This window comes from Sphingobium sp. (assembly GCF_036170395.1).
GTDB lineage: Bacteria > Pseudomonadota > Alphaproteobacteria > Sphingomonadales > Sphingomonadaceae > Sphingobium.
Genome location: NZ_JAVHPD010000060.1, coordinates 41652 through 52988, shown reverse-complemented (window position 1 = coordinate 52988; position 11337 = coordinate 41652). Strand labels below are relative to the sequence as shown.

The following is an 11337-nucleotide window of genomic DNA, read 5'->3' as shown; positions in this document are numbered from 1 at the left end:
TTCAGCAGCTTGGGAATCCCTCCCGTGAGTCAGTCCCAGCGCGCGTTAGTATAAGTGGGCGCGCGCCAAAGCTCTTCCTGTTCACGCCCCTGAAAAACAGGTAATAACGGTCCAAGGCGTCTAATCGCCATTGGCGTTGCAGCGATTAGGCCATGAGCCGAAAGCCACGCGGGAGAGGGCAGGTGCAGGGAGAAACTCGAGTCATCGAAGGCGCGTTCGGGAGAGCGGCGATATTGTGGCTCGGCAATGATCTGGTGCCCCATGCCCATAAGGAGCCCCATATCATCATTCCGCTCAGCGGGACGCCCCGGCAAACCTTCTTTGTCGATTCCGAACTCTATGCGCTGGACGACGACACGGGCTATTTCATCAATCCGTTGGAAGTGCACAGTTTTCACGCGCCGGAGCGGGACGCGCAGCCATCCTTCCTGCTTTATTATATCGACCCTGCCTGGCTGGCGCGGCGCCATGATCTGAGCGTTGTCCGTCCGTTCCACCGACGCAAGATCCGGCTCGACCCGGAACTGCGGGCCCGCGCCCATTCGTTCGTCGATGCGATCCTGACCGGCTATGCGCTGGAGGATATGCTGGTCGTCGAACTGGAACTCTATCTCAACCGGCTCCTCGACGAAGCGCTCGCGCAGCAGGATGAAAGCGACGAAACCCTGCCGCTGCCGCGCTCGGATTTCCGCATCCGCAAGGCGATGCAGTTCATGCAGCGCAACCTCGACACCCGCTGCTCGCTCGATAGCGTGGCGCGCCACGCGGGCCTGTCGCGACCGCATTTCTTCGCCCTGTTCGTTCAGCAGACCGGGATGACGCCGCGCATCTATTGGAATGTGCTGCGAATCGAAAAGGCGCTGAACGAGATGAAGCAGGACGATGTTCAGCTTGGGGCTCTGGCCTACGACCTTGGCTTTTCGTCACAGGGCAATTTCTCGCGCTTCTTTCGCGAACGCATCGGCGTTTCGCCAAATTCATACCGGCGCGCGGTGCACTGACGGCGATTATATCGCGCCCCGCGCCAGCTCCACCGCCCGCGCCAGCTCCACCGCCCGCGCGAATACCGCCTCGAACATGGCCGCCGTCAGCCGCCCGGTATTCTGATTGTAGCGCGAGCAATGATAGCTATCGACCAGCATCCGCCCGTCGGGCATCCGATGCTCGGCCAGATGGGCGAAGCGCGCCTTTGGCAGCTTCCCGCCGAGTATTTTCACCGCCGACTGGTGCGCGATCTGCCCCAGCGCCACGAACACTCGCGCATTGGGCAGCGCCGCTACGCCGGCCGCGAGAAAAGGCCGGCAATTGCGGATTTCGGCCGGCTCCGGCTTGTTCTGCGGCGGCAGGCATTTGACCGAGTTGACGATGATGATGTCGCGCAGCGCTAGCCCATCGTCGGGCTGCGCCTCATAGACCCCTTCCGCCATCCCGAATTTGGCGAGTGTCGCGAACAGCAGGTCGCCGGCATAATCGCCGGTGAAGGGCCGCCCGGTCCGGTTCGCTCCATGCTTGCCGGGCGCAAGGCCGATGATGGCGATGCGCGCGGCGGGATCACCGAAGGCGGGCACCGGCGCATTCCACCAGTCGGGATATTCGGCGCGGCATTGCTCCCGCAGCGCCACCAGGCGCGGGCAGAGCGGGCAGTCACGCGGCGGTTCGCCGGCAGGCAGTGGCGAGCGGTCTTGAGGGCTTTGCAAGGTCACGCCGGGCAGATAGGCGCTAGGGCGTGACCGACACAAGCCACATCTATGCGCTGGCGCTGGGATCGAACCGCCCGCTGTCCGCCCGCCGCACGCCTGCGCGCTTGCTGGCCGAAGCTGCGGCCCTAATCGGCGCGGAAGTGCGGCTGATCGCCGTCTCGCCGATATTCACGACGCCGCCGCTCGGCCCTTCCGCGCGGTTCTTCGCCAATGCAGCGCTGCTGGTGGAGAGCGCCCTGCCCCCGCCGGCGATGCTGGCGTGGCTTCAGGCGATCGAGGTCCAGCTCGGCCGCCGCCGCCATCGCCGCTGGGGCGCGCGCAGCATGGACATCGACATCACCCTCTGGTCGGGCGGAGCCTGGCGCAGCCGCACGCTCGTAGTGCCCCACTCCGCTTTCCGCGTACGCGCCTTCGTACTCGATCCGCTTGTCGCGATCGTCCCGGACTGGCGCGATCCGGTGACGGGCCTTACCGTCCGCCACCTGCGCGCCCGCCTGCAAAAAGCCCGCGCAAATGGTTGACCATCGCCCCGCCCCCCTCTACGGGATCGACCACCCCATGCGGGCCCTTAGCTCAGTCGGTAGAGCAACTGACTTTTAATCAGTAGGTCGCTGGTTCGAATCCAGCAGGGCTCACCAAAAATGTTGACGGGCAGCATCGCGGCGTCGCGCCGCGCTACTCGGTCGATAGGCTGCGGAGTTGATCGGCATATATCGCGTTACCGAAGAGGACGCGCTGCCGGCGGGTTATCGCAAACAGCCTGACTGCTTATTGGCCGGTTGCCAGTTGGCACACATAGGTGGCTGAAGAATTTACCGCTTTGTAGCTTCCCATCATTCGACGATTGCACCAGCCGAAGGTCAAAATCGCGTGATTAGCGACAGCCTGCCGATGCCGCGTTCGAAGCCATTGGCCGACATCGTGCGTGACGAAGAATAATCATAAGCCGCCTCCACCGCAAAGCGATCGGTCAGATCCCGGCGCAGATAGGTCGATGCACTGACGATGAAGCGGTCGGCCCCGCCTAACTCCCGCTCGCCTCCTCCGGCGGCCCGGACGCTGAAATAGGTCTGCTCACCGAAACGCCAGTCGACACGCATCAACACTTCCGCAGATTGATAATGGTCAGGGCTGAAATAGCCCGGTTGATTCACCAGTCTGAAGTCGGTGCCGGAATAGCGAAGACCGACATGGACCTTGGGTTCGCTCATGATGCGCTGTTCAACTTCGGCCTGCCATCCTAGCTGGCGGTTGCCGTCCGAATAATTGCCGTAGGCAAAGCGTGCCGTAATTCGCGTTCGTTCAGTAGGCAGAAAATCGACCGAAGCCTTATATTGTTCGGCGACAAGTCGATTGCGCAGGGTGGCATCGCTATCGAACAGATACCGCTGCACCCCGGCATCGATACGCCATCTGTCGCTTGGAAAGACCGTGACATAGGCGTCGAACGTCAGGAAATCATTGCTACCACCCTCGCCGGGATTGTTGATTGTGTCGATGCTGAAGGCGGCGTTGACATCGACAGTGTCGCTGATGCGATAGGCAGCGGCCAGCCCCGCGCGTGTGACGGTGACGACATCTCCATCGCCATCGAACGGGTCGAACGCGGCATAGGCCAGTCGCGGGCCGATGCGGCCTCGACCATGATCGCCGAGACGCGCAGGCTGGCGGCCTTATCAAAGGCCGCCCGGCAGTTGAAGATTTGATCTACAAACCCAGTATTTCTGTATTCCGATGACCTGGCAAGGCTCGGCTATCGCGAGATTTCGCTACTCGGAACACGAGCCATTTGCAGCACCTACTTGCGATTGATAAGCTGGTGATAGTTCGTCTGCCAATGGAAAAACCTGCCGCCTTCCGCATTACGAGGGAGGGAATGCTTCGTCCCAAGGTCAGCTATCGCGAGCGCCGTGCAAAGGCGGATGGACCAATGGGAGGTGCTGGAGGCGGCCCGAGCTAGGCTGAACGGCCGACAATGAGGACGCTTTAGCTGAGCACCCGCCCATGCGATACTGAAACACGCAGGTCTTTGCGCCTGCGGGTGTGATCTTAAGGCCGAAGCCTTTGATCTCGTCATTCCATAGCATCTCGCCGGTCAGTATGTGCGACACTGTTCCAGTTCCGCAATCCATATCGGTTTATGACACTCATTTACGGGGGGTACTATGGTCAAACGAGCAACGCCTTTTGTGGTAGTATCGAATGGTAAGTATCGGCAGATATTCTCGATTGTCGAAAAGCCTTCAGGTGAGTTGACCGTCATTTTGCGCGGCGGAGAGAGCATCACGGACGGAATGCATCCGACATCAAGTTCGGTTCTAAATGAGCTTAGAATCTCGATACATCTTAGCAAAAACAGTACCAAAAATGGCAGGACAATAAAGGAAACGGTTACAATAGATGATGGAACTATTAGAACAAGCGCAGCTTTTATAAATGATTCTTCTGAATATCTTTTATGGCCTGTTAAGTCTATATTGTGCCCCGATCTTGACGATCCTGTATATGATATATCAAAGAAGATAAAAAATCCGGTTGTTATTTGCGAAAATTATCCTAAGAAATCCTGCTCTTTGATGATTCATGTCGTCGTTTGCGCCAAGAATAGACCAGAACCTCATTTTGTAGACAGACTTTTGACGGTGGTCCCGTTCACAAAATTCAACATTCTTCTATATACAAGTTTCTTGAACGTACCGACGACCCGATTCGGATCGATGGCGAACATGCCCACCTCGCCCCCAAGGGTTAACGACATAGAACATTTTCGTTACTACAAGATCAAGGAAGCCTTCCCGGATGGAGCGTCCGTTATATCAGATCATGATTTAGATCACATCCTTTGTGATTTCTCCCAATGGTTATTCATCGGATTAATGAAACTCTGGAAAGGTTATTTCAAAAACACTCCAGAACTGCTAAATTTTATAAATTTTCACGAGCCGGTATTCAGTCAGCTTCCTCAAGAGATTTTGCCAGCTACTAGCCTCGGCAGAACTCCCTTTGATCAGTGGCGCCCGTCTCAAACGTCAAAACGGGAATGACAACGCTGGGATTGGCGTTATTGAAATTGCGATGAGATGCAGGCCGCCCGCGCCGGGTGGCGCGAGCGGCCTTCTCCCCCGTTTAACCGATCAGGAAATCGGCGTTGGTCAGCGAAAGACCCGCACCGATCTGGGCGAAGGCTATCGCTGCGCCCGCACCAGTGCCGTCTGCGTCGTAGAAGAGCGTGCCGGTCGCGCTGTTGTAGATGATCCGGTCGCTGGCATCCGCCGCCGCCGATCCGATCACGAACGCCCCGGCGCTCAAGGTTCCGGCCGGCCCCGCTGCCGCGAAGATGGACGCGGACAGGACGATCGTGTCGTCAGCGACGCTGAAGTCGCCGATCTGATCGACATTGCTCGTTCCCAGTGCGGTCGAGAAGCGGAACTGGTCCTGCCCTGCACCGCCAGTCAGCGTGTCGGTGCCAGCCCCGCCGTCCAGCAGGTTGGCCCCGCTATTGCCCGAGAGGCCGTTGGCCTGCGTGTTGCCGGTGGCATTGATGTTGGCGATTCCTGTCAGCGTCAGTTGCTCGACGGCGCGACCGTTGAGATTGTAGGTGACGGTGCTGAAGATCGTGTCATAGCCCTGCCCGCTTGCTTCGATAACCTTGTCGCCCGCGTCATCGACATAATAGGTGTCGTCGCCCAGACCTCCCGTCATGGTGTCCGCGCCGGTGCCGCCATTCAGGATGTTCGCGCCGCTGTTTCCGGTCAGGCCGTTCACCAGGCTGTTGCCGGTCGCATTGATATTGTCGCTGCCGACCAGCGTCAGCTGCTCGATAGCGCGACCAGCAAGACCATAGCTTACTGATGCGAAGATGGTGTCGCTGCCCTCACCATTGGCTTCGACCACCTTATCCAGGCCATGATCGACATAGTAGATGTCGTCGCCCAGGCCGCCCGTCATCATATCGGCCAGCGCGCCCCCGTCGATGATATCATTGCCGGTCGATCCGATGATGTCGTTCGCCTGAGCATTGCCAGTGAGGGACTGGCCGGCGGCATTCACGCCGATAAGATTTTCGACATTCGTGGTCAGAACATAGCTTGTCAGGGTGGTGCGCACCTCGTCAACGCCCTGCGCCGCCAGTTCGATCACTACGTCGCCAGCCTCGTCAACATAATAGAGATCGTTGCCGAGACCGCCCGCCATCATGTCATCGCCGCCGCCACCGTTCAGGACATTCGCGCCATTATTGCCGACCAGACTGTTGGACAGGGAATTGCCTGTTGCATTGATGTCCCCGGAACCCGTCAGAGTGAGTTGCTCGACATTGCGACCGGCGAGACCATAGGTGACAGAACTAAAGATGACGTCAGAGCCCTGGCCGCTATTCTCGATCACTTTGTCGGCTATATTGTTGACATAATAGACATCATCACCCAGTCCGCCGGTCATCATATCAGCCCCTGCGCCACCGGTAATGATGTTGGCAAGGCCATTGCCCGTCAGCGTCTGCCCGGTGGCAAGAGTGCCGGTCAGATTTTCGAGCGTCGCGCCGAGCGTGTAGCTGGCGAGGCTGGTGCGGACCTCGTCCACGCCCTCACCGGCCAGTTCGGTGATGGCGTCGCCGGCATTGTCGACGACATATACGTCGTCGCCAAGCCCGCCGCTCAGGCTGTCCGCCCCAGTGCCGCCGTTCAGCACGTCATTGCCCGCGCCGCCGACGATGCTGTTGGCGAGGCTGTTGCCGGTCAGCGCCTGCCCGGTCAACGCCAGCCCCGTCAGCCGCTCGACATTGTTGCCGAGCGTATAGGAGGCGAGCGTGGTGCGGACCAGATCGTCGCCTTGGCTAGCGGATTCGGCGACCACATCGCCCGCATCGTCAACCATGTAGATGTCTTTGCCGAGGCCGCCGACCATCCGGTCCGCGCCGGCCCCGCCGTCCAGCGTATCGTCACCCCCGCCGCCGGTCAGGATGTTGGCGCCGGCGTCGCCGGTCAGAAGGTCGGCGAAGCCCGATCCGGTGAGGTTTTCGATCCCGCCGAGCGTGTCCGTGCCCGCCCCCACTGTATCCTGCGCCAGTCCGATCGCGAGGCTGACGGTCACGCCCGCCGCCGCGGCGGCATAGGTCGCAGTGTCGCTGCCTTCTCCGCCCAGGAGCAGATCGTCGCCCTCCCCGCCCTCGAGCAGATCGTCGCCCGCTTCGCCATAGAGGCGATCGTTGCCGGCCTCGCCCTTGACGTTGTCGTCACCCTCGCCGCCATATAGAAGGTCAAGCCCGATACCGCCCAGCAGCGCGTCGTTGCCGACCTCGCCGAAGAGCTGATCGTCGCCATTCTCGCCGCGGAGCACGTCGGCGCCATCGCCGGCGCGCACGATATCCTCGCCGTCGCCGGCAAAGACGCGGTCGTCGCCGGCGCCGGTCAGCAGCAGATTGTTCGCGGTCGATCCGGTGAGGATGTCGTTATAGGCAGACCCGGTCAGATTCTCGAACCCGCTGATCGTGTCGGTCCCCGCCCCGCCCGTCGCCTGCGCCGCGGTGGAGGCGAGCGAGATGGTGATCCCGGCGGCCGCGCTTGCATAGCTCAGGGTGTCGACGCCGCCGCGCGCTTCGAGCCAGTCGTTGCCTGCGCCGCCCTCGAAAACATTGTCGCCATCTGTCCCGATCAGCGTGTCGTTATACGCCGAACCGATGATGCCTTCGATCTCAATCAGCGTGTCGGTGCCGCTGTTGCCGCCCAGCGCATAGACGTTGGACGCGGCGCTCAGGTCGATGGTGACAGCCTGGTTGGCGTTGGCATAGCTGGCCATGTCCCAGCCATAGGAGCCGATCAACGTGTCATTGCCCTCGCCGCCTTCCAATATGTCGTTGTCATAGCTGCCGCTGAGAGTATCGTTGCCCGCGCCGCCGACGATGCGGTCCGCGCCATAGCCGCCGTCGGCCGTGTCGTCACCATCGCCGGCTTCGACATAGTCCGCGCCATCACCGGCGCTGATATAGTCATTGTCCGCGCCGCCATAGAGGCTGTCGTCGCCGCCTTCGCCGTAGATCTGGTCCGCGCCGAATTCGCCGCGCAGTTCATCCTTGCCCGCGCCGCCGACGATATAGTCGGCGTCGTCGCCGCCCCGGATCAGGTCGTCGCCATCCTCGCCATAGAGGCTGTCGGTACCGACCCCGCCGTTCAGATTATCATTGCCAGTGCCGCCATAGAGCGCGTCATTGCCCTGCCCGCCCGTGATGATGTCGATGCCCGCGCCGCCGACCAGCGTGTCGTTGCCGCCATTGCCGTTGATCGTATCGTTCCCGTCGACGCCATAATAGACATGGGCGTCGTCGGTATCGTCGAAGACATTGTCCTGCGGCGTGCCGATGATCCGCTGGAAATGGTTGCCGCTGAAGTCCGACAGTTGCACATTGGCGATGGTGCCGGCGGAGAACTCCAAGACATAGTCGGCCGATGTCAGCGTCAGGTCGCGATCGAAGTCGAAGATCAGCACCGTCTTGGCCGTGCCGCCGCTGCCGATCCGGCTCCACCAGACCTGGGTGAAGCCGCTGCCAAGGTCGCCGCCCGGAAGCGGCGCGCCGTCATAATAGAGCGACGACGACAGCTCGCCCCGGAACACCAAAGGCGTGCCGTTATTGTCCACCGCACCATTATTGTCGCCGTCGAAGTGGATCAGCGACAGCTTGTCGCCATCGGCCCGGCTGAAGTCGGTGATGACATGCGGTGCGCTGAAGCTGCCATAGGTCCAGTAGGTCGACAGGCGGAATATGTCCGCGCCGCTGCCGCCGGTCACTGTGTCGCGGCTGTTCGCCTCGGTTCCCACTGCAACGATATCGTCGCCCGCGCCTCCATTGATGCTGTTGACGCCATAGCTGCCGCTCAGCGTATCGTTGCCGTCGCCGCCGCTGATGATGTCGTCGCCATAGCTGCCGTTGATCGTGTCGTGGCCGGCCTCGCCGTTCAGCGTATCATTGTCGTAGCTGCCATCGACATAATCGTCGCCGGCTCCGGCATTGACAGTGTCGTTGCCATAGCTGCCGTTGATATTGTCGTTGAGCGAACTGCCCGTGACCGTGTCATTGCCATAGCCGGCATCGATATAGCCGCCTGACGTGCCTGCGGTGATGATGTCGTTGCCATCCTCGCCATAGAGATTGTCCGATCCAGCGCCACCGACCAGCACGTCGTCGCCAGCCCCGCCCGCCAGGCTGTCATTGCCGGCATCGCCATAGAGCGTGTCGTTGTCCGCGCCGCCGTTCAGCGAATCATTGTCGTTGCCGCCGTAAATAATGTCGGCTCCGGCTCCGCCCGACAGATTGTCGCTCCCGGCGTCGCCATAGAGGGTGTCGTTGCCGTCATTGCCGGTGATCGTGTCGTTGCCGTCCTGCCCCGACAAAGTATCGTTGCCCAGCAGACCGTAGATCAGGTTGTTGCCGGCATTACCGGTATAGCTGTCATCGCCGGCCGTGCCAGCGAATGCCTGGAAGTGATTGCCGCTGAAGTCCGACAGTTGCACATTGGCGATGGTGCCGGCGGAGAACTCCAAGACATAGTCGGCCGATGTCAGCGTCAGGTCGCGATCGAAGTCGAAGATCAGCACCGTCTTGGCCGTGCCGCCGCTGCCGATCCGGCTCCACCAGACCTGGGTGAAGCCGCTGCCAAGGTCGCCGCCCGGAAGCGGCGCGCCGTCATAATAGAGCGACGACGACAGCTCGCCCCGGAACACCAAAGGCGTGCCGTTATTGTCCACCGCACCATTATTGTCGCCGTCGAAGTGGATCAGCGACAGCTTGTCGCCATCGGCCCGGCTGAAGTCGGTGATGACATGCGGTGCGCTGAAGCTGCCATAGGTCCAGTAGGTCGACAGGCGGAATATGTCCGCGCCGCTGCCGCCGGTCACTGTGTCGCGGCTGTTCGCCTCGGTTCCCACTGCAACGATATCGTCGCCCGCGCCTCCATTGATGCTGTTGACGCCATAGCTGCCGCTCAGCGTATCGTTGCCGTCGCCGCCGGTGATGATGTCGTCGCCATAGCTGCCGTTGATCGTGTCGTGGCCGGCCTCACCATTCAGTATGTCGTTGTCGTAGCTGCCGTCGACATAATCGTCGCCCGCCCCGGCATTGATCGTGTCGTTGCCGTAGCTGCCGTTGAGATTGTCGGCGACCGCGCTGCCGGTGATCGTGTCGTTGCCATAGCCGGCATCGACATAGCCGCCCGCCGTCCCGGCCGTGATGATGTCGTTGCCATCCTCGCCATAGAGACTGTCCGATCCAGCGCCACCGACCAGCACGTCGTCGCCGGCACCACCCGCCAGGCTGTCATTGCCGGCATCGCCATAGAGCGTGTCATTGTCCGCGCCGCCATTCAGCGAGTCATTGTCGTTGCCGCCCCGGATGACATCCGCGCCGTCGCCGCCGAACAGCACGTCGTTGCCGTCTCCCCCACGCATATTGTCATTGCCGCCAAGGCCATAGGCGGTGATCGCCCCCGCGCTCGCCAGCAGCATGTCGTTGCCCAGCGTGCCGCGCCACACCGGGAAGGTGTCGGTGAAATCCTCCTGCGTCAGCGAGGTCGCACCGTTGATATAGGTGTAGATGTCGAGTTCGGAGAATTGCCCGTTATCGTCCACATCGACCCACAGCTCGACCCGGCCCGCGCTGCTGTTATTCTTCCAGACGACGTCGGCGAAGCCGTCACCCACCAGCGCGGCGGGCAGTTGCACGCCCGATGCGCCGCCGCCGACAACGAAGGTGAAGTCGATCGGGGTCGCGTTGAACACGATCCCACGGCCATAGGCGTAGGAGGGCAGGTCGATCTTGTCCCCGCCCGTGACGCCGGCCCCCTCGAAATCGAGGATAGTGTCGATGGTCGAGGGCGAGCTGTCCGATCGCGGCGTGTTGTAGGTGAAGGTGAAAACGTCATTGCCGGCGCCGCCGCTCAGCGTATCGCCGTCGAGGCCGCCGATGATCTGGTCATTGCCGCCGCCGCCGTTCAGCACATCCTGGCCGAGGCCGCCGATGATGACATCCGCGCCGCTGCCGCCGGTGATGATATCACTGCCTGCCCCGCCGGTGATCTGCATGTTGTTGGTGGCAGCCGCGCCATTGAGGTACAGATAGTCGGTCTGCAACTGCCCGCCGGCGTCGATCCAGGTGACGTTGGTCTGCGCGTGGAGCGTGAGCTTCACCTGCCCCGATCCGATCGAGAAACGCTCGACATTGCGGACGGTATCGGCATCGAACAGGATGTAGCTATTGTAGATGCCGTAGATGGCGAGCACGTCGATGCCGCCGGACAGGTCGCTGCTGCCGTCGATCCGGTCGAGCGCGTTCAGATTGGCGCCGACATCAATATAGTCCGCGCCGTCGCCACCCACGACCGTGTCATTGCCCGACCCGGTGATGATCTCGTCATTGCCGTCGCCGCCGTTCAGCAGATCATCGCCGTCGCCGCCATCGAGAAGGTCGTCACCGCTATCGCCGTTGATGGTGTCGTTGCCGCCCAGACCCGATAGCGTGTCATCCCCGCCCGCGCCTGAAATCATATCCGCGCTGCTCGTGCCGGTATAGACATTATTGTCGGCATCGCCGGTATAGTCCGCCATCGTCCCTCTCCACACACCATCATTAGTTGGGCGTTAAGCCCTT

The 11337-nt window shown here is 61.2% G+C and carries 7 protein-coding genes and 1 tRNA gene; 5 read left to right on the top strand and 3 right to left on the bottom strand.

Going from position 1 to position 11337, the window contains the following annotated elements; genetic code table 11:
* Positions 1–182 precede the first annotated feature (182 nt).
* Positions 183–1001 carry a helix-turn-helix transcriptional regulator gene (locus V2B31_RS15700; RefSeq protein WP_328280219.1) on the top strand — a complete coding sequence of 273 codons (819 nt, stop codon included), beginning with the start codon at positions 183–185 and terminating at the stop codon, positions 999–1001.
* A gap of 6 nt (positions 1002–1007) precedes the next feature.
* Here V2B31_RS15700 and V2B31_RS15695 read toward each other — a convergent pair whose 3' ends face one another.
* Positions 1008–1703, bottom strand: a complete 696-nt coding sequence (locus V2B31_RS15695; RefSeq protein ID WP_328280217.1) for a uracil-DNA glycosylase — start codon at positions 1701–1703, stop codon at positions 1008–1010.
* Between the two features lie 23 nt (positions 1704–1726).
* Here V2B31_RS15695 and folK point away from each other — a divergent pair, with 23 nt between their 5' ends.
* Together folK and V2B31_RS15685 are read left to right on the top strand one after the other, a co-directional pair.
* Positions 1727–2221, top strand: a complete 495-nt coding sequence (gene folK, locus V2B31_RS15690; protein ID WP_328280213.1) for a 2-amino-4-hydroxy-6-hydroxymethyldihydropteridine diphosphokinase — start codon at positions 1727–1729, stop codon at positions 2219–2221.
* A gap of 41 nt (positions 2222–2262) precedes the next feature.
* A tRNA-Lys gene (locus tag V2B31_RS15685) sits at positions 2263–2338 on the top strand.
* A 222-nt stretch (positions 2339–2560) separates the two neighbouring features.
* Here V2B31_RS15685 and V2B31_RS15680 read toward each other — a convergent pair.
* Complete coding sequence (locus tag V2B31_RS15680) at positions 2561–3094, bottom strand: hypothetical protein (RefSeq protein WP_328280209.1); 534 nt, start codon at positions 3092–3094, stop codon at positions 2561–2563.
* Between V2B31_RS15680 and V2B31_RS15675 the strand changes: the two genes are divergently transcribed.
* Both V2B31_RS15675 and V2B31_RS15670 read left to right on the top strand, forming a co-directional pair.
* On the top strand, positions 3035–3406 hold the full coding sequence (locus V2B31_RS15675; RefSeq protein ID WP_328280205.1) for a hypothetical protein: 372 nt from the start codon (positions 3035–3037) through the stop codon (positions 3404–3406). The two genes, V2B31_RS15680 and V2B31_RS15675, sit on opposite strands and share 60 nt — an antisense overlap.
* A gap of 459 nt (positions 3407–3865) precedes the next feature.
* Entirely contained in the window at positions 3866–4744 is an 879-nt protein-coding gene (locus V2B31_RS15670) for a hypothetical protein (RefSeq protein ID WP_328280201.1), read from the top strand.
* An 82-nt stretch (positions 4745–4826) separates the two neighbouring features.
* On the opposite strand, the gene V2B31_RS15665 is transcribed toward V2B31_RS15670, so the two are convergent.
* The gene (locus V2B31_RS15665; protein ID WP_328280197.1) at positions 4827–11294 is read right to left on the bottom strand and encodes a calcium-binding protein; all 6468 of its coding nucleotides are present in this window, start codon (positions 11292–11294) and stop codon (positions 4827–4829) included.
* Positions 11295–11337 lie beyond the last annotated feature (43 nt).